The organism is Streptomyces venezuelae (genome assembly GCF_008642335.1).
GTDB classification, from domain to species: Bacteria; Actinomycetota; Actinomycetes; order Streptomycetales; family Streptomycetaceae; genus Streptomyces; species Streptomyces venezuelae_F.
Map to the genome: position 1 here is coordinate 5,042,524 of NZ_CP029191.1, position 16,948 is coordinate 5,059,471.

Sequence of the window (16,948 nt, forward strand, 5' to 3'; positions counted from 1 at the left end):
ACCGCCGGAAGGACATTCCCATGGACGTCATCTCCGTCATCCGCACCAAGCGCGACCGGGGCGAGCTGAGCGACGAGCAGATCGACTGGGTCATCGACGCGTACACGCGCGGCGCGGTCGCCGACGAACAGATGTCGTCCCTCGCCATGGCGATCCTCCTGAACGGCATGAACCGCAAGGAGATCGCCCGCTGGACCGCCGCGATGATCGCGTCCGGCGAGCGCATGGACTTCTCCTCGCTCTCCCGCCCCACCGCCGACAAGCACTCCACGGGCGGCGTCGGCGACAAGATCACGCTGCCGCTCGCCCCGCTGGTCGCCGCGTGCGGCGCCGCCGTGCCGCAGCTCTCGGGCCGGGGCCTCGGCCACACCGGCGGCACCCTGGACAAGCTGGAGGCCATCCCCGGCTGGCGGGCACTGCTGTCCAACGCCGAGATGCTGAACGTACTGGAGGACGCGGGCTCGGTGATCTGCGCGGCGGGCGACGGCCTGGCCCCCGCGGACAAGAAGCTCTACGCCCTCCGGGACGTGACCGGCACGGTGGAGGCGATCCCCCTGATCGCTTCCTCCATCATGTCGAAGAAGATCGCCGAGGGCACGGGCTCGCTCGTCCTCGACGTGAAGGTCGGCACGGGCGCGTTCATGAAGAACCTGGACGACGCGCGTGAGCTGGCCTCGACGATGGTGGAGCTCGGCACGGACAGCGGCGTCCGCACGGCGGCGCTCCTCACGGACATGTCGACCCCGCTCGGCCTGACGGCCGGCAACGCGCTGGAAGTCCGCGAGTCGGTGGAGGTCCTCGCGGGCGGCGGCCCGGCGGACGTAGTCGAACTGACCCTCGCCCTGGCCCGGGAAATGCTCGACGCGGCGGGCCTGAAGGACGCGGACCCCGCGAAGGCGCTGGCCGACGGCTCGGCGATGGACGTGTGGCGCCGCATGATCACGGCGCAGGGCGGCGACCCGGACGCGGACCTGCCGGTGGCACGGGAGCGGCACGTGGTGACGGCTCCGTCGTCCGGCGTCGTGACCCGCCTCGACGCGTACGACGTCGGCGTCGCCGCGTGGCGTCTCGGCGCGGGCCGTGCGCGCAAGGAGGACGTGGTCCAGGCGGGCGCGGGCGTCGAACTCCACGCCAAGCCGGGCGACTCCGTCGAGGCGGGGGCGCCGCTGCTCACCCTCCACACGGACACGCCGGAGCGGTTCGAGTACGCGCTCCAGTCCCTGGAGGGTTCCTTCGACATCGCCCCGTCGGGGACGGACTTCTCGGCGACGCCGATCGTCCTGGACCGGATCGGCTGATGCGTCTGCTGCGGCTGGGTGGGGGCTGGTCGCGCAGTTCCCCGCGCCCCTGACGGCGCGGGTCTGGATTTCAGCCCCTCCGGCGTTTGAGGAGCGGGGTCCGGGGCGGAGCCCCGGGTTCGGGAAGGGGCGGGTAGGGGAAAGAACCCCCACCGATGAGTTAAGACCCCCCGCCCGGTCAACCCTGCATGGCTGACACCGGCGTGAACCTCATCCGCATCGCGGGCCCCCTGAGGCCGGCGGACGTCCCGCACCTGTGCGAACGCGTGGCGGCGGCCAGACACGGCCCCGGCGGCCCCGGCGGAGACGTCATCTGCGACGTCTCCGCCGTCACCACCGCCGACCTCACCACCGTCGACGCCATCGCCCGCCTGCACCTCGCCGCCCGCAAGGCAGGGGGCCGGATCCGCCTCAGGAACCCCACCCCCGCCCTGCTGGCCCTGCTCGGCCTCGTGGGCCTCGTCGAGCTCCTCGGTCTAGTCGTCGAGATGGAGGGGCATGCCGAACAGCGGGAACCACCGGGGCGTGTCCAGGAAACAGTGGAAGCCGGTGATCCGGCCCTCTGAGATCTCGATGACCTGGATCGCCCACGGAGCGAACCCGCCGTTCTCGGGGTCCGGCTTGTAGTGCGCGAAGCCCGGCGTGCCGTTCACGTTCACCGGCACCAGGCGGCTGTCGGCGCACGACGCGCCGATCGTGGTCATGAAGCCCGTGATGTCCTCCGGGCCGCGCAGCCAGAGGTCGAATGGCGGCATCGTCATGACGGCGTCCTCGGCGAGCAGCGCGGTCAGGGCCGCCATGTCATAGCCCTCGAACGCGGCGACGTACCGCTCGAGGAGCTTCTGCTGCTCCTCGTCGAGCGGGTCGGAGACGGCCGTGTCGTCCTCCGGCCGCTCGGCGAGGGTGGCACGGGCCCGCTGCAGCGCGCTGTTCACCGAGGCGACGGAGGTGTCGATCAGCTCGGCGACCTCGCTGGCCTTCCACGCGAGGACCTCCCGCAGGATGAGCACCGCGCGCTGCTTGGGGGGCAGGCTCTGCAGGGCGGCGACGAACGCGAGGCGCACCGACTCCTTGGCGACCGCGGCCTCCGCGGGGTCACCGACGGTCGGCAGGACCCGCGCGTCCGGGATCGGCTCCAGCCAGGTGTTGTCGGGGCGCGGATTGAGCGCGGCCTGCGCCAGCGGCGCCGCGGCGGTCAGGTCCATGGGGCGGGCGCGGCGGTTGCCCGCGTTCAGCATGTCGAGGCAGACGTTCGTCGCGATGCGGTACAGCCAGGACCGGACGCTGGAGCGGCCCTCGAACTTCTCGAAACTGCGCCAGGCCCGCACCATCGTGTCCTGCACGGCGTCCTCGGCCTCGAAGGCCGAACCGAGCATCCGGTAGCAGTACCCGGTCAGTTCGACCCGGTGTTTCTCCAGCGTGACGTCCAGATCGGCCGTCGTCCCTGCGATGTCGCTCATCCCAACCCACCCCTGCGCTGCGAGAGAGCCCTATGTGAGGCCCAACACATCGGAAGCTACCGCAGCCCACTGACAACGGCCCCCGGAGTGGGAAAACCCGCAGGTGAATCGGGAGATGCCGAAGAGGATCAGCAGGACCGTGCCGCGACGAACGCGCGCCGCTCCTGGACCCGCGCCGCGTGCGACCCCCACACCGTCACCGACACGACGCCGAGCACCGCGAGGAGGCCGAGCCCGACCGTCCCGGCCCAGCCGCCCGCGTGGAAGGCGACCGCGCCGAGTGTGCCGCCCGAGCTGGAGCCCAGGTAGTACGCGGACTGGTAGAGCGCGGACGCCTGCGCGCGGCCGGTCGTCGCCGTCCGGCTCACCGACGAGGACGCGACCGCGTGCCCCGCGAAGAACCCGGCCGTGATCAGAACCAGCCCCAGCAGCACCAGGATCAGTGAGGGGGAGAGGGAGAGCAGAAGGCCGCCCGCCGTCGTGCCCACCGCCAGGTACAGCGCGCCGCGCCGCCCGAGCCGCGCCACGAGCCGCCCGGCGGCGGCCGACGAGACCGTACCGACGAGGTAGACCAGGAAGATCGAGCCGATGACGCCCTGCGGCAGGGAGAACGGCGCCTCGGTGAGGCGGTACCCGATCACCGTGTAGACCGCGCCGAACACGGTCATGAACAGCGCCCCGATCGCGTACAGCCTGCACAGGAGCGGGTTCGAGAGGTGCGTGCGCACCGTGCGCGCCAGGGACTTGGGGCTGAGCGGGCCCGGGGTGAAGTGCCGGGGCGCGGGCAGCAGGACGCGGAAGGCGACCGCGCACAGCACGGCGAGGACACCGACCACGCCGACGGCCGCGCGCCAGCCCCAGGCCTGCGCGACCCAGCCCGTGACGATGCGCCCGCTCATCCCGCCGATGGAGTTGCCCGCCACGAACAGGCCGATCGCGGCCACCAGCGCCTTGGGCCGCACCTCCTCGGCGAGGAACGCCATCGCGGACGCGGGGAGCCCCGCGAGGGCCGCGCCCTGCACGGCGCGCAGCGCGATCAGCACCTCGACCGAGGGTGCGAAGGGGACGAGGAGCCCGACGGCGACGGCGACGGTCAGCGACGCGGTCATCATCGCGCGGCGTCCGTAGCGCTCGCTGAGGGCGCTGAGCGGCAGGACGAACAGGGCCAGTGCGCCCGTCGCCCCCGACACCGTCCAGCTGGCCGTGCTCGCGCTCACGCCGAAGTCGGCGGAGACGAGGGGGAGGAGAGCCTGCGTGGAGTAGAGGAGGGCGAAGGTGGCGACGCCGGCGAGGAAGAGCGCGAAGCTCATCCGGCGGTAGCCGGGCCCGCCCGGAGTCAGTCGGGTATCGGCGACGGGGGACGACGGGGCAGGGGCGACCGCATGGGTGACGGACGCCCCGCTACTGGCAGCAGGCATGTCCAGAAACGTACGACCGCATTTCTGATGCGTCCAATGCATGGAAACCCCATAATCGTTCCCATGCAGCATCAGCACAGGCCACAGCCGCGCGTGTCACACGACAGTGACGCGCAGGACATCGTGACGCTGCTCGCGCCACGCCTCGCGTACTTCGCGGGGGTGGCCCGCACCGAGCACGTCACGCGCGCCGCCGACCAGATGCGGATCCCCCAGTCCACGCTGTCCCGCGCCCTCGTCCGGCTCGAACGGGACCTCGGCGTCGACCTGTTCGCGCGCCGCGGCCGCACGGTCTCGCTCACCCCGGCGGGCCGCACGTTCCTCACCTCGGTCGAGCGGGCACTCGGCGAGGTGGAGCGCGCCGCCGAGTCGGTGCGCGCCGACGCCGACCCGGCGTCCGGCAAGGTCGCCTTCGGCTTCCTGCACACGATGGGCTCGGAGACGGTCCCCGGCCTGATCCGCGCCTTCCGCGCCGACCACCCGCGCATCCGCTTCAGCCTCGTCCAGAACTACGGCGAGGCGATGCTGGAGCGGCTGCGCGCGGGCGAGCTCGACCTCTGCCTCACCTCACCCGTGCCCGACGCCCCCGACCTGGTCGCCCGCCGCCTCGACGAGCAGCGCCTGCGCCTGGTCGTCCCCGACGACCACCGCCTCGCGTCCCGCAAGCGGGTCCGCCTCGCGGAGACCGCGGAGGAGGCGTTCGTGACCCTGGAGCCGGGGTACGGCCTGCGGCGCATCACGGACGACCTGTGCCGCGAGGCGGGCTTCAAGCCCCGCGTCGCCTTCGAGGGCGAGGAGGCGGAGACCTTGCGCGGCCTGGTCGCGGCGGGCCTGGGCGTGGCCCTGCTGCCGCCGCCCGCGGTGCCGCGCCCCGGGGTGGTGGAGCTGACGGTGACGGGCCAGCGGGCGGTGCGCGAGATCGGCGTGGCCTGGCTGGACGGCCACCCGGACACGCCACCGGTGGCGGCGTTCAAGGAGTTCCTGCTGAGCAGGAAGGGAAAACTGCTGCAGCAGTCCTCCCACCACGTCACCTTCTGAGGGACCGCCCGAAGCCGGAGGCCAACGGCATGCGCAACCCCAACGGCGGCGGCGCCGCCAACGCGTCCTCCAAGGGGCGGGCGAAGTCCGACCCGAACAGCGTCCCCATCACGAAGTCCGAGGCCAGCGCGAGGACTTCGGCCTGATGCTGGTGCAGCCGGTGCCCGTCCGAGTGCACCTCGAACCGGCACACGTCCCGGTTGGCCTTCTTCGCCCGCTCGGCGAGCCGGAACGACAGCTCGGGATCGGTCCGCTCGTCGTTCGTGCCGTGCACGATGAGCACCCGCCGCCCCGCGAGCTGCTTCACCGGCTCGGGAGGCGCCGCCACATCGTCCTCCGGCAGCCAAGGCGCCACCGCGAGCACGGAGTTGACCGCCGTGTGCCCGCCCGCGCGGAGGGCCGCCCGGCCGCCCATGTCCACGCCGGCCAGACAGACGGGGACGTCGCCGTAGAGACGTACGATCTCGTCGGCGGCCCAGTTCGTGTCGCGGGCCAGCTCCGCCTGCGCGCCGTTCCAGCCCCGGCAGCGGTAGCGCACGACGTGCGTGACGAGCCCCGCCTCGCGGCCGTCCTGGGCCAGTCTGCGGCCGAGCGCACGCACCCCGACCCCCGCCAGCGGCGACGGCCTGCGGCTGGAGGTCTCGGCGCCGCCGGGGAGCAGGAGCACCACTCCGCCGACCGCCGAAGGCGCCGTCCCGATCACACGCCCGAGCCTGGCCGTGCCCGCCGGCCCCGCGGTCCCTTCCTGTGCCATGACAGAACAGTGTCAGAAGCCATGGTGTACGCCACCCTTCCGCAGGGTCACTGTTACGTATCGACCAGTGAGTTCTACGCGCGTAGGCGCTAGCATGCCGAAATGACGAGCCAGACACACACGACCGGTCACACGGACCGTGAAACGCCCAGCGCCGAGCAGATCCGCCGCGCCCCGAAGGTGCTCCTCCACGACCACCTCGACGGCGGCCTGCGCCCCGGAACGATCGTCGACCTCGCCCGCGAGAACGGGTACGAGGGACTGCCCGAGACCGACCCCGACAAGCTCGGGATCTGGTTCCGCGAGGCCGCCGACTCCGGCTCCCTTGAGCGGTACCTGGAGACCTTCGCCCACACCTGCGCGGTGATGCAGACGAAGGACGCCCTCAAGCGCGTCGCCGCCGAGTGCGCCGAGGACCTCGCGGAGGACGGCGTCGTCTACGCCGAGATCCGGTACGCCCCCGAGCAGCACCTGGAGCAGGGCCTCACCCTCGAAGAGGTCGTCGAGGCCGTCAACGACGGCTTCCGCGAAGGTGAGCGCCGCGCGAAGGAGAACGGCCACCGCATCCGCGTGGGTGCCCTCCTCACCGCGATGCGGCACGCCGCCCGCGCCCTGGAGATCGCCGAACTCGCCAACCGCTACCGCGACGCGGGCGTCGTCGGCTTCGACATCGCGGGCGCCGAAGCCGGGTTCCCTCCCACCCGCCACCTCGACGCCTTCGAGTTCCTGAAGCGCGAGAACAACCACTTCACGATCCACGCGGGCGAGGCCTTCGGCCTGCCGTCGATCTGGCAGGCCCTGCAGTGGTGCGGCGCCGACCGCCTCGGCCACGGCGTGCGCATCATCGACGACATCGAGATCGCCGACGACGGCACCGTCCGCCTCGGCCGCCTCGCGTCGTACGTACGGGACAAGCGCATCCCGCTGGAGCTCTGCCCCACCTCGAACCTGCAGACGGGCGCCGCCACCTCCTACGCGGAACACCCCATCGGCCTGCTGCGCAAGCTGCACTTCCGCGCGACCGTGAACACCGACAACCGCCTGATGTCCGGCACCAGCATGAGCCGCGAATTCGAGCACCTGGTCGGCACGTTCGGCTACTCGCTCGACGACATGCAGTGGTTCACGGTCAATGCGATGAAATCAGCATTCATTCCTTTCGATGAACGACTGGCCATGATCAATGACGTGATCAAGCCCGGCTATGCCGAGCTGAAGTCCGAATGGCTGTTCCGCCAGACCGTCTCGACCAGCGGTTCTCTCGAAGGCTGACGGATTCACGTCCGCGTCGTACGACGCGTGAGCGGCCGGGGTGTGTGCACCCCGGCCGCTTTCCTTTTTGCGCCCGGCCCGTGATTGGGACTGCTTACGGTCGTTGAACCGCTCAAACCCCCCTCCCCACATCCGTAAGCAAAGACGCAAGGACGCATTGAAGATGAAGCAGTCTGCCGCCAAGACCCTCGGTGTCGCCGCTCTCGGCGCCGCTTTCGCCGCCGCCGGTGCCGGTGCCGCGAACGCCGCCCCCGCCGCCGCCGACCCCGCGGCCGCGCTCGGCCCCGTCTCCTCCGTGGTCCCGGCCGCCGGCGCCACCGAGTCCCTCACCGCCGGGCAGAACGCCCTCGGCAGCGGCCTGAACGCCGCCCAGCCCGTCCTCGGCAACGCCGCGGGCCCCAAGCCGGGCGGCCCGACCTCGCCCATCTCCGGCCTGCTCGGCGGCCTGCCCACCGGCGGCACCGGCCTCAACGGCCTCCCGCTCGGCTGACCGGACCCCGTCCGAACGCCCGATGGGGCGCCCCTCCGCAGAGGGGCGCCCCATCGTCGTGTCCGGGTCATCCGGCCGTCGTCACCAGGCCTGACGCGCCTTGCTCTCCGAGGGCAGCAGGATCCACATCGCGATGTAGAGAAGGAACTGCGGTCCCGGCAGCAGGCACGAGACCACGAAGATCACGCGCATCGTCGTCGCGGACGTGCCGAAGCGCTTGGCGAGAGCTGCGCACACTCCGCCGATCATCCGGCCGTGGGTGGGGCGGGCAAGGGCGGCCATGTCGGGCTCCTTCGTGAACCGTAGGTGCGGGGTTTCTCGTGTACCCCGATACGACGACAGTACGTTCACGAACCAGGTCAAAGCATCGCTCTACGGTGCGATACCGACCCTGGGAATCGTCGGGGTCGGACCCTGAGACGTGTCCTCCCGGGGGAGGGGCACCCGGGCCCTCCCGTCACCACCGCGACGGAGCCGCGCCCTGGCCGCGGGCACCACGGCGACATGTGCGAGGGCCACCCCGAAGGTGTTCAGGAGCAGCGAGTCGATGTCGACGACCTGACCGGGCACCCCGGTCTGCAGCAGCTCGATGCCGAGCGACAGCATCGCCCCGGCGGCGACCGTGCGCACCAGCGAGCCCCACGGCGAGACCTCGAGCCGGCCGCCGGCCAGCGGAAGCAGCACACCGAGCGGGGCGAGCAGCAGCACGCTCTCGCCGATCCGGCGGGCCGCCTGCACACCGCCCAGCGCGAGATCCGCCTTGATCCCGGCGAGCGGCTCCATGTTCGCGGCGCTCACCCAGGGGACGTCCAGCGGGCGCAGCGTGATCCACCCGACGAGCAGAAGATGTGCGACGAGGAGGAGTCCCCCCGCCGCACGGAAGCGGATGGCGGCACCGTGGCCGCCCGAGCCTTGAAGCACGCCCCCCAAGACGCCGGGGGCGGCAGGATCGGTTCCGCGTACCCGGCGGTGGTTACTCGACGGTTTGCACCGGCGGAGGAACGGTGCCGGGCCGGGACCGCACCTCCGGAGTGCACTCGTAGCGCCGCAGGGGGCTGTTTCCCGGGCCTCCCAAGACCACCGTGCCGTCGTCCGACGACGCGTTGTCGGCCAGCGTGCACACGATCTGCGCGAGCGCGAACGTCGACAGGTTCTCCGGCGGGGTGCTCAGCCGCAGGGCCTCGGCGGGGTCGCCCTTGCGCGGCCCGGAGGCGCTGGTGCCGCCGCGGACGTCCGTGGCGAAGCCCGCCTGCCTCTCCTCGTCCGAGGGAGCCTTCGCCAACTCGTCGAGGAGGGCCTGCGCGATGCGCACCCGGTCGGTCGTCGCCTTGTCCGTCGGCAGCTGGACGTTGCGGTCGACGTTCACCAGCTGCGACGCGCACACCAGGAACACCTCGACCGGCACCCCGCCGCCCGCCTGCGACGCGAGGGTGGAGCCCGACATCACGCACGGCACCCGCGAAGGCGCCGCGCCGTAGTCCGTCGGCACCTCGGTCGTCCTGATCCCGCACCCGGCGAGCACACCGGCGAGCCCCACGACGGCGGCCACGGCGCGCATACGACGCCCGTTCACGCCTGGCCCCCTTCCGTACGCCCGTCCTCGTCGCCCGCGTCGCCCTCGGCCCGCTCCTCGTCGCGCGGCAGCCACAGCGTGAAGACCGCGCCGCCCTCCGGCGAATTGGCGGCGGTGATCTCGCCGCCGTGGATGTGCGCGTTCTCCAGCGCGATGGAGAGCCCGAGACCGCTGCCCTCGGAGCGCGGCCGGGACGCGGACGCCTTGTAGAACCGGTCGAAGACGTGCGGCAGCACGTCCTCGGGGATACCGGGCCCGTGGTCGCGTACGGCGATGACCAGCTTCGCGTCCTCCAGACGGACCGAAACGTTCACCGGGGAGCCGCCGTGCTTCAGGGCGTTGCCGATGAGGTTCGCCAGGATCACGTCCAGGCGGCGCGGGTCGAGGCGGACCATGATGCCGCGCTCGGCGTCCAGCTCGACCGCGTCCAGCCAGGCGCGCGCGTCGATGCACGCGGTGATCTGGTCGGCGATGTCCACGTCGTCCAGGACGAGGCGCGCGGTCCCCGCGTCGAAGCGGGTGACCTCCATGAGGTTCTCCACGAGGTCGTTCAGGCGGCGGGTCTCGCTCACCACGAGGCGCACGGCCGGCTCGATCATCGGGTCCACGGACCCCGTCTCCGCGTCGAGCTCCTCCTCGAGGACCTCCGTCACGGCGGTGATCGCGGTCAGCGGGGTGCGCAGCTCGTGCGACATATCGGCGACGAAACGCCGGGACGCCTCGTCACGGGCGCTCATGTCGGCGACCTTCTTCTCCAGGTTCTCCGCGGTCCTGTTGAACGTACGGGACAGGTCGGCGAGCTCGTCGGTCCCCGACACCCGCAGCCGCGTGTCCAGCTTCCCCTCGCCGAGCCGCCGCGCCGCGACACCGAGCCGGTGCACGGGCTTCAGCACGGTCGTCGCGGCGGCCTGCGCGAGCAGCGCCGAGCCGATCAGCGCGAGGCCCGTGGCGATGGCCAGGGACCAGCCCAGCGAACTCAGGTCCTTCGCCTCCGGTTCGAGGGACTTGAACATGTAGCCGGTCGGGCCGCCGCCGATCACCTTGGCGCCACCCACCAGATGCGGGGTGCCGTGGTCGGCGGTCCGCTGCCAGTACAGGTGGTACGGGCTCTTGTTGCCGGAGGTCAGCGGCTGCTTCTTCCGCACCGCCTTCTGCAGCGAGGCCGGCACCTTGGCGAGCGTGAAGGCGTCCAGGTCGGAGTAGCCGACGAGCTGGCCGCCGCCCTTCTTGTCGGCGACCAGGAGCACGCTGTAACGCTGGCTGCTGTTCGCCATCTGCTCGGCGGTCGCCTGCAGTTCGGCCTGCGACACGTCGGCGGGCAGCGCGCCCGCGCGGTTCTGCATCTGCTGCCTGAAGTCCTTGAGCGCCGCGTCCTGCGCGCGCGTGAGCACCGCCTCGCGGTTGAGCCAGTACGCGATGCCGGACGCGGAGACCGCCGCGGTGAGCGCCACGAGCCCGAACACCACGACGAGCCGCAGCCGCAGACTCGTGAAGCGCAGACCCGCCAGTATCGCCTTGCGCGCCGCGGCCCAGCCGCGGAGCTTGTCGTGCGGTTTGGTCACTGAGGCGTGTCCAGCCGGTAGCCGACGCCGCGCACCGTACGGATCAGGGTCGGCGACGAGGGCACGTCCTCGACCTTCGCGCGCAGCCGCTGCACGCACGCGTCCACGAGCCGCGAGTCGCCGAGGTAGTCGTGCTCCCACACCAGACGCAGCAACTGCTGCCGCGACAGGGCCTGTCCCGGCCTGCGGCTCAGCTCCAGGAGCAGCCGCAGCTCGGTGGGCGTGAGCTGCAGGTCCTCGCCGTTCTTCGTGACCGTCATCGCGGCCCGGTCGATGACCAGCGAACCGAACGTCGCCGCGTCGTTCGCCTCGCGTTCGCCGCGCCGCAGCACGGCACGGATCCGGGCGTCGAGGACCCGGCCCTGCACGGGCTTGACCACATAGTCGTCGGCGCCGGACTCCAGGCCGACGACCACGTCGATGTCGTCGCTGCGCGCGGTCAGCAGGATGATCGGCAGCTGGTCGGTGCGCCGGATGCGACGGCACACCTCGAAGCCGTCGATGCCCGGCAGCATCACGTCCAGCACGATCAGGTCGGGCCGCTGCTCGCCGAGCAGCTTCAGACCGTCCTCGCCGGTGGCAGCAGTGGCCACCCGATGCCCCTGGCGCGTCAGCGAAAGCTCCAGGGCCGTCCGGATGGCGTCGTCGTCCTCGATCAGCAACAGGGAAGGCACGGACGTCATTCTGTCCCATGCCACGGCCCAGTTCGACTGCTGGATCCTCCGCGGGTTCGTAATGGGCAGGTAGATGCCCGCACCCACACGTGACCTTCACAGGTGGAAGACCTCCCCGGCCCCTGTGACAGGCCTGTGACAGTCGACGGACACCGCCATGAAGTCACTGCGGCAGAGTTCTGGTCACACGGAAGAAGCCGGACTCCACCGACGGGGGGCGCAAGATGAATACGCTGCACAGCACCAGCTCGAGCGCAGTTGTCACGCGTCTCCACGACGTCGTGCGGGGGTCTGAGAAGTCCGGTGCCGTGAGCGGGCGGGGGTGCGCTCGCGGCGCCGGGCGTCAGCACACCGGGTTCATGACGGTGGTTGACAGGGCTCACGGGGGAGCCGCGTACGGGGAGGACTCGGGGGAGCGGAAGTCCCTGTCGGAGGCGGAGTTCACCGCCTACGTCCAGGAGCGCCGCGCCTCCCTGTACGCAACCGCCTACCACCTGACCGGCGACCGGTTCGAGGCCGAGGACCTGCTGCAGAGCGCCCTCTTCTCGACGTACCGCGCCTGGGACCGGATCAGTGACAAGGCCGCGGTCGGGGGCTACCTCCGCCGCACCATGACGAATCTGCACATCAGCGCGTGGCGCCGCCGCAAGCTGAACGAGTACCCGACCGAGGAACTGCCGGAGACGGTGGGCGACACGGACGCGATGCGCGGCACGGAGCTGCGCGCGGTTCTCTGGCAGGCCCTGGCCCGCCTCCCCGAACTGCAGCGCACGATGCTCGTGCTCCGCTACTACGAGGGCCGTACGGACCCCGAGATCGCGGACATCCTCGACATCAGCGTCGGCACGGTGAAGTCCAGCATCTGGCGGTCGCTCCGCCGGCTGCGCGAGGACGAGGTCCTCAGCTTCGGCCGTGACGAGGAGGAGTCCTTCGGCGAGTTGGTCGCCTGAGGGGCCGGGGGAACACGGGGGAAGTACGGGGGCCCGTCGCTCCGGGGGGTTGCGGCGGTTGCACGGGGGACCACACGGGGGAAACAAGTGGAGGACCGGAAGGCCTGGGGGGTCTTTCCGGTCCCTCTGCTTTTCCGTGACCGCTCAGGGCGCTCCGGTTGTCCTGCTACGAAGAGGCCTGGGCCCGCGCCTTCACGCGGCGGCCGGCCGCCGCCGCGGCGACCCGCCCCAACGCCTCGTCCTTCGCGCAGGGGTACGCGCCCAGCGCGGTCTGCCGTGCCACGATGGCGCGTTCCTCCCGCATGAGCCGCCAGCCGCGCCGCAGCAGGAACGGCACGGACTTGCGCCCCTCCCGCAGATCCCGCAGCAGCCGCCGCCGGAACGTCGTCGAGGGCCGCCCCCGCAGACAGATCGCGTCGGCCAGCACACCAAGCTCCCGGCACCGCTCCACGATGTCCGCCGCGAAGATGCCCTCGGCGACGAAGAGCGGCGTGCGCTCGATGTCCAGCGCCTCCTGCCCCACGCGCGCACTGACCGAGATGTCGTACACCGGCACGTTCGTGCGCCCCGTCCGGCACAGCTCCTCGATCGCGGCGACCGCCACATCGGCGTCCCAGGAGTCCGGGGAGTCCCAGTCGATGTCCGAACTGCCCGGCACGAGCGGCAGCGTGGGGTCACCGGCTTCCTTGTAGAAGTCGTCCAGACAGAGCACGGGCAGCCCCGAGCGGGCGGCGAACGACGACTTCCCCGAGCCTGAGGGGCCGGTCAGCAGCACGACGCGGGTCGGTATCGGGGGATGGGAACCCAATTCTCTGAGCCTTTGCAGCCGGAGTGGACCGCATCTCCCGACACGGCGCGTCCGTGTGGACGGGAGCCATTATCAACCGACGCGCCCGGAACGGGGCGCCCGCGAGTCGGCCTTTGGTTCCGGCGGCGTCAGTCAACTACGCTACGTGCTCGCATGATTACAGAACCGGACGACCCGACGATGCACGGATGTGAGCGGAACCCATGGCACGACACGCAGTGAAGAAGCTCCCCCGGTCCGGTTCGCGCGCGCTGCTGCGGGCGGGGCTCACCGTGACGGCGGCGGGCGCCGCGCTCGGGGTGGGGGGCGCGGCGACCGCCGGTGCGGCGGAGCCGGGGCCTTCGGCTTCGCCGTTTCAGGGGCTTTCGACGGCGGTGCATCATTCGGCGGCGGGCGGGCTCGGGCCGGTCAAGGACCTGCAGCTGGACCCGCTGGCCAACACCAGCGCCGACCCGCTCGACAACACGCTCGGTACGCAGGTCGCGGACTTCAAGCCGGTGCACACGGGCTTCGTCACCGGGCCGCTGACCTCGGGTGGCTCCCTGGCCGACCTGCCGGTGGTGGGCGGGGCGACGAAGCTGTTGCCGAGTTAGTCGGCGGGTGCGGCGGTCTCCGGCCCGGTGCGCAGCGGTACTTCGCGGATCAGCCATGCCGCCGCGAGTGCGAGCACGCACAGCACGGCCGTGCCGGCCATGACGCCGTGCAGTCCGCCGGTGACGCCGGTCCGGAAGGCGTCCCGTGCCGATTCCGGGAGGTCGTTCAGGAGCGCGGGGGTCAGCTCGCCGCCCGCGAGGCGCTCGCCGTCCCCGCCGAGGTGCTCCGTGAGGGTGTCGGTCATGCGGCCGGTGTAGACGGAGCCGAGGACCGCGACGCCGAGCGAGCCGCCGATGGTCCGCAGGAGCGCGTTGGTGCCGCTGGCGGCGCCCATGTCGCGCGGCTCCGCGCTGTTCATGGTGATCAGGAGCGATGGCTGCATCAGACAGCCGAGGCCCGCGCCCAGGACGAACGTCAGCGCGGACGCCACGGCGGTCGCGGTGTCCACGTCCACCGTCAGGAGCGCCAGGGCGCCCACCGTGGCGACGGCGCCGCCCGCGATCGGATACGTCCGGTATCCGCCGCCCTTGCCGACGGCCCGGCCGATGTACAGCTGCGCGCCCATCATGCCCAGCATCAGCGGGAGCAGCAGCAGGCCGCTCTCCGTCGACGACATGCCGCGGACGAACTGCATGTACTGCGGCAGGTAGCTGGCCGCCCCCAGCATCGCCGCGCCCGCCAGGAAGGTGAGCACCTGCGCGAGCGTGAAGTTGCGGTCGCGGAACAGGCGGGGCGGGACGACCGGTTCGGGGGCGCGCCGCTCCACGCGGGCGAAGGCGGCGAGCGAGACCGCGGCGAGCAGCGCGAGGCCGCCGATCTGCGGCGACAGCCAGTCGTACGTCGTGCCGCCCCAGGTGCCGAGCAGCGTCAGCGCCAGGATGCCCGCCGTGAGGAGCGCGGCGCCCGCGTAGTCGATCCGGGCCGTGCTGCGCTCGCCGCGCAGCCGGACGAGGAGGCCGACGAGGAGCAGCGCGACGGCGCCGACGGGCACGTTGACGTAGAAGACCCAGCGCCAGTCGAGGTGGTCGGTGAGGAAGCCGCCGAGGAGCGGTCCGCCGATCATCGCGACGGGCAGCATGACGCCGATCATCGACTGCGAACGGCCCGCCTGCGCGGGTGTGAGCAGCGTCCCCAGGAGGGACATCGCGCCGACGAAGAGGCCGCCCGCGCCGAGCCCCTGGAGGGCACGGAAGGCGATCAACTGCTCCATGTTCTGTGCGAGTCCGCAGAGCACGGATCCGGCGAGGAAGACCGTGATCGAGGCCAGATAGCTGCCCTTGCGGCCGTACAGGTCGCCGATCTTGCCCCAGATGGGGGTGGAGACGGCGGCGGTGAGCAGGTAGGCCGTCACCACCCAGGAGAAGTGGTCGAGGCCGCCGAGGTCGCCGACGATCGTCGGGAGCGCGGTGCCGACGATGGTGCCGTCGAGCGTCGCCAGGATGATGCCGAGCAGCAGGCCGAGGACGGCGAGCCGGGAGGGCGGGTCCGGGGTTTCCGGAGGCGCCGGAGGCGCCTCTTGGGCGGTGGCGGCGGGTGCGGTGGGCTCCGTGCGCTGGTTCATGGCGTCCTCGCGAGGTGGTCGACGGTGCGTCAGGCGGCGTACGGGCGGACGGCCCTCGCGTCGCGCAGCGCGAGCGCCCACCAGGCGAGCTGGTCGAGCATGGTCTTGACGGCGGCGTCGCTGGCCGGCGCCGTCATGTTTCCGTCGGCGTCGAACAGGCCCCAGGCGTTGTGCAGGCTGACGGTGTTGCGGATGGTCGTGGCGTTCAGCTCGGCCATGACGACGCGGAGGTGTTCGACCGCGCGGAGGCCACCCGAGATGGCGCCGTAGGAGACGAAGCCGATCGGCTTGGCGTGCCACTGCTCGTTGTGCCAGTCGATGGCGTTCTTCAGGGACGCCGGGTAGCTGTGGTTGTACTCGGGCGTGATGAAGACGAACGCGTCGGCCGCGGCCAGGCGCGGGCTGACCAGGGCGAGGGCCTCGGTGGTGCCGGGTGCGGGCGGCTGTCCGAAGGCCGGGAGGACCGTGGGCAGCGGGGTCTCGGCGAGGTCGATGACGTCCACGCTCATGTCGTCGCGCTGGTCGAGGTGGCCCTTGATCCAGCGGGTGACGACCGGGGCGAAGCGGCCTTCGCGGGTGGAGCCGACGAGGATCGCGACGCGGAGCGGGGTGGGCGTCGAAGTGGTCGTGGTCATGGGGTCCCCCCGGAGATGTGCACGGCGTATCGTTCGCGTACAACGTACACAGCAATGTGTACGGCGTCTACTGGGGATACGGTGTACGCATGGAAGCACAGAAGAAGCCCGAGCCCGAGATCACGCTCTGGGAGCGCATGGAGCGCCCCGCGGCCGCGCAACGCACCACGCTGACGCCGCAGAAGATCGCCGAAGTGGCGGTGAAGGTCGCCGACGCCGAGGGCTTCGCGGCCGTCACCATGCGCCGCCTCGCCACCGAGCTGGGCGTCGCGCCCATGGCCGCCTACCGCCACGTCTCCGGCAAGGACGACCTGTACGCGCTGATGGTCGACCGGGTCACCGCCGAGGTCGTCGTCCCCGAGGACGTGACCGGCTGGCGCGAGGTGCTGCGCGCGTACGCGATCGGGAGCCGCGGCCTGATGCTGGCGCACCCCTGGCTCGCCCAGCTCCCCACGCCGCACTTCGCCCTGACGCCGAACCGGATGGCCATGGCCGACCGGCAGCTGGCGGCGCTGGAGAACCACGGCCTGGACTCCGACACGATCATGACGGCGTTCCGCACCGTCGGCGCGTACGTGCACGGCGTCAGCCAGTCGGAGGTCGCGCTGCGCCAGTACATGGAGGACAACGGCTGGACCAGCGGCGACGAGGCGCGCGCGGGGCTCGCGCCGCAGATGACGTACCTGATGAGCACCGGCCGCTACCCGGCCTACCGGCGCTACGCCCTCGGCGCGGGACGCAAGGACGACGCCGCCTGGCAGTTCGAGACGGGACTCGACTGCGTCCTGGACGGCATCGCGGTCCGGCTCGGCCTCGCACCGGGGGAATGACGAAACCCCGCGCCCCATCAGGGGCGCGGGG

19 protein-coding genes are annotated in these 16,948 nt (G+C 71.7%); 8 read left to right on the forward strand and 11 right to left on the reverse strand.

Going from position 1 to position 16,948, the window contains the following annotated elements; genetic code table 11:
• The first annotated feature begins 20 nt into the window (after window positions 1-20).
• Both DEJ49_RS22985 and DEJ49_RS22990 read left to right on the forward strand, forming a co-directional pair.
• Window positions 21-1,298, forward strand: coding sequence for a thymidine phosphorylase (locus DEJ49_RS22985; RefSeq protein WP_150185877.1), 1,278 nt, complete (start codon window positions 21-23; stop codon window positions 1,296-1,298).
• A gap of 188 nt (window positions 1,299-1,486) precedes the next feature.
• A complete protein-coding gene (locus DEJ49_RS22990) occupies window positions 1,487-1,864 on the forward strand; it encodes an STAS domain-containing protein (protein ID WP_150185878.1) in 378 nt (125 codons plus the stop codon).
• Here DEJ49_RS22990 and DEJ49_RS22995 read toward each other — a convergent pair.
• A complete protein-coding gene (locus DEJ49_RS22995) occupies window positions 1,775-2,758 on the reverse strand; it encodes a sigma-70 family RNA polymerase sigma factor (RefSeq protein WP_150185879.1) in 984 nt (327 codons plus the stop codon). The two genes, DEJ49_RS22990 and DEJ49_RS22995, sit on opposite strands and share 90 nt — an antisense overlap.
• A 128-nt stretch (window positions 2,759-2,886) precedes the next feature.
• On the reverse strand, window positions 2,887-4,176 hold the full coding sequence (locus DEJ49_RS23000) for an MFS transporter (protein ID WP_150185880.1): 1,290 nt from the start codon (window positions 4,174-4,176) through the stop codon (window positions 2,887-2,889).
• Window positions 4,177-4,239: 63 nt separating this feature from the next.
• Here DEJ49_RS23000 and DEJ49_RS23005 point away from each other — a divergent pair, with 63 nt between their 5' ends.
• Window positions 4,240-5,214: a LysR family transcriptional regulator gene (locus DEJ49_RS23005; protein ID WP_150185881.1), complete on the forward strand. Its 975-nt coding sequence runs from the start codon at window positions 4,240-4,242 to the stop codon at window positions 5,212-5,214.
• Here DEJ49_RS23005 and DEJ49_RS23010 read toward each other — a convergent pair.
• Window positions 5,204-5,968, reverse strand: a complete 765-nt coding sequence (locus DEJ49_RS23010) for an alpha/beta hydrolase (RefSeq protein WP_150185882.1) — start codon at window positions 5,966-5,968, stop codon at window positions 5,204-5,206. The genes DEJ49_RS23005 and DEJ49_RS23010 overlap by 11 nt on opposite strands.
• Window positions 5,969-6,070: 102 nt before the next feature.
• Here DEJ49_RS23010 and DEJ49_RS23015 point away from each other — a divergent pair, with 102 nt between their 5' ends.
• Together DEJ49_RS23015 and DEJ49_RS23020 are read left to right on the forward strand one after the other, a co-directional pair.
• Window positions 6,071-7,240, forward strand: coding sequence for an adenosine deaminase (locus DEJ49_RS23015; protein ID WP_150185883.1), 1,170 nt, complete (start codon window positions 6,071-6,073; stop codon window positions 7,238-7,240).
• Window positions 7,241-7,403: 163 nt separating this feature from the next.
• Complete coding sequence (locus DEJ49_RS23020) at window positions 7,404-7,730, forward strand: ATP-binding protein (RefSeq protein ID WP_150185884.1); 327 nt, start codon at window positions 7,404-7,406, stop codon at window positions 7,728-7,730.
• An 81-nt stretch (window positions 7,731-7,811) separates the two neighbouring features.
• Here the strand turns inward: DEJ49_RS23020 and DEJ49_RS23025 are convergent, their stop codons facing one another.
• The 5 genes from DEJ49_RS23025 to afsQ1 all read right to left on the reverse strand — a co-directional run bounded on the left by DEJ49_RS23025 (window position 7,812) and on the right by afsQ1 (window position 11,539).
• A complete protein-coding gene (locus DEJ49_RS23025; protein WP_150171404.1) occupies window positions 7,812-8,012 on the reverse strand; it encodes a PspC domain-containing protein in 201 nt (66 codons plus the stop codon).
• Window positions 8,013-8,102: 90 nt separating this feature from the next.
• On the reverse strand, window positions 8,103-8,651 hold the full coding sequence (locus DEJ49_RS23030; protein ID WP_190329417.1) for a VanZ family protein: 549 nt from the start codon (window positions 8,649-8,651) through the stop codon (window positions 8,103-8,105).
• A gap of 52 nt (window positions 8,652-8,703) precedes the next feature.
• Window positions 8,704-9,303 carry a hypothetical protein gene (locus DEJ49_RS23035; RefSeq protein ID WP_150185886.1) on the reverse strand — a complete coding sequence of 200 codons (600 nt, stop codon included), beginning with the start codon at window positions 9,301-9,303 and terminating at the stop codon, window positions 8,704-8,706.
• A complete protein-coding gene (locus DEJ49_RS23040; protein ID WP_150185887.1) occupies window positions 9,300-10,964 on the reverse strand; it encodes a sensor histidine kinase in 1,665 nt (554 codons plus the stop codon). Before DEJ49_RS23040 ends, DEJ49_RS23035 begins: the two co-directional genes overlap by 4 nt.
• Complete coding sequence (gene afsQ1, locus DEJ49_RS23045; RefSeq protein WP_030779097.1) at window positions 10,862-11,539, reverse strand: two-component system response regulator AfsQ1; 678 nt, start codon at window positions 11,537-11,539, stop codon at window positions 10,862-10,864. The genes DEJ49_RS23040 and afsQ1 overlap by 103 nt, the downstream gene beginning before the upstream one ends.
• A gap of 224 nt (window positions 11,540-11,763) precedes the next feature.
• On the opposite strand from afsQ1, the gene DEJ49_RS23050 reads away from it, so the two are divergent.
• Window positions 11,764-12,489 carry a SigE family RNA polymerase sigma factor gene (locus DEJ49_RS23050; RefSeq protein ID WP_150185888.1) on the forward strand — a complete coding sequence of 242 codons (726 nt, stop codon included), beginning with the start codon at window positions 11,764-11,766 and terminating at the stop codon, window positions 12,487-12,489.
• A gap of 166 nt (window positions 12,490-12,655) precedes the next feature.
• Here the strand turns inward: DEJ49_RS23050 and DEJ49_RS23055 are convergent, their stop codons facing one another.
• Window positions 12,656-13,297: a uridine kinase gene (locus tag DEJ49_RS23055; RefSeq protein WP_150185889.1), complete on the reverse strand. Its 642-nt coding sequence runs from the start codon at window positions 13,295-13,297 to the stop codon at window positions 12,656-12,658.
• 203 nt (window positions 13,298-13,500) lie between these two features.
• Here DEJ49_RS23055 and DEJ49_RS23060 point away from each other — a divergent pair, with 203 nt between their 5' ends.
• Entirely contained in the window at window positions 13,501-13,890 is a 390-nt protein-coding gene (locus DEJ49_RS23060) for a hypothetical protein (protein ID WP_150185890.1), read from the forward strand.
• Here DEJ49_RS23060 and DEJ49_RS23065 read toward each other — a convergent pair.
• Both DEJ49_RS23065 and DEJ49_RS23070 read right to left on the reverse strand, forming a co-directional pair.
• Window positions 13,887-15,452 carry an MDR family MFS transporter gene (locus DEJ49_RS23065; RefSeq protein WP_150185891.1) on the reverse strand — a complete coding sequence of 522 codons (1,566 nt, stop codon included), beginning with the start codon at window positions 15,450-15,452 and terminating at the stop codon, window positions 13,887-13,889. The genes DEJ49_RS23060 and DEJ49_RS23065 overlap by 4 nt on opposite strands.
• Before the next feature lie 29 nt (window positions 15,453-15,481).
• A complete protein-coding gene (locus DEJ49_RS23070; protein WP_150185892.1) occupies window positions 15,482-16,087 on the reverse strand; it encodes an NADPH-dependent FMN reductase in 606 nt (201 codons plus the stop codon).
• Window positions 16,088-16,176: 89 nt separating this feature from the next.
• On the opposite strand from DEJ49_RS23070, the gene DEJ49_RS23075 reads away from it, so the two are divergent.
• Window positions 16,177-16,917, forward strand: coding sequence for a TetR/AcrR family transcriptional regulator (locus tag DEJ49_RS23075; RefSeq protein ID WP_150185893.1), 741 nt, complete (start codon window positions 16,177-16,179; stop codon window positions 16,915-16,917).
• Window positions 16,918-16,948 lie beyond the last annotated feature (31 nt).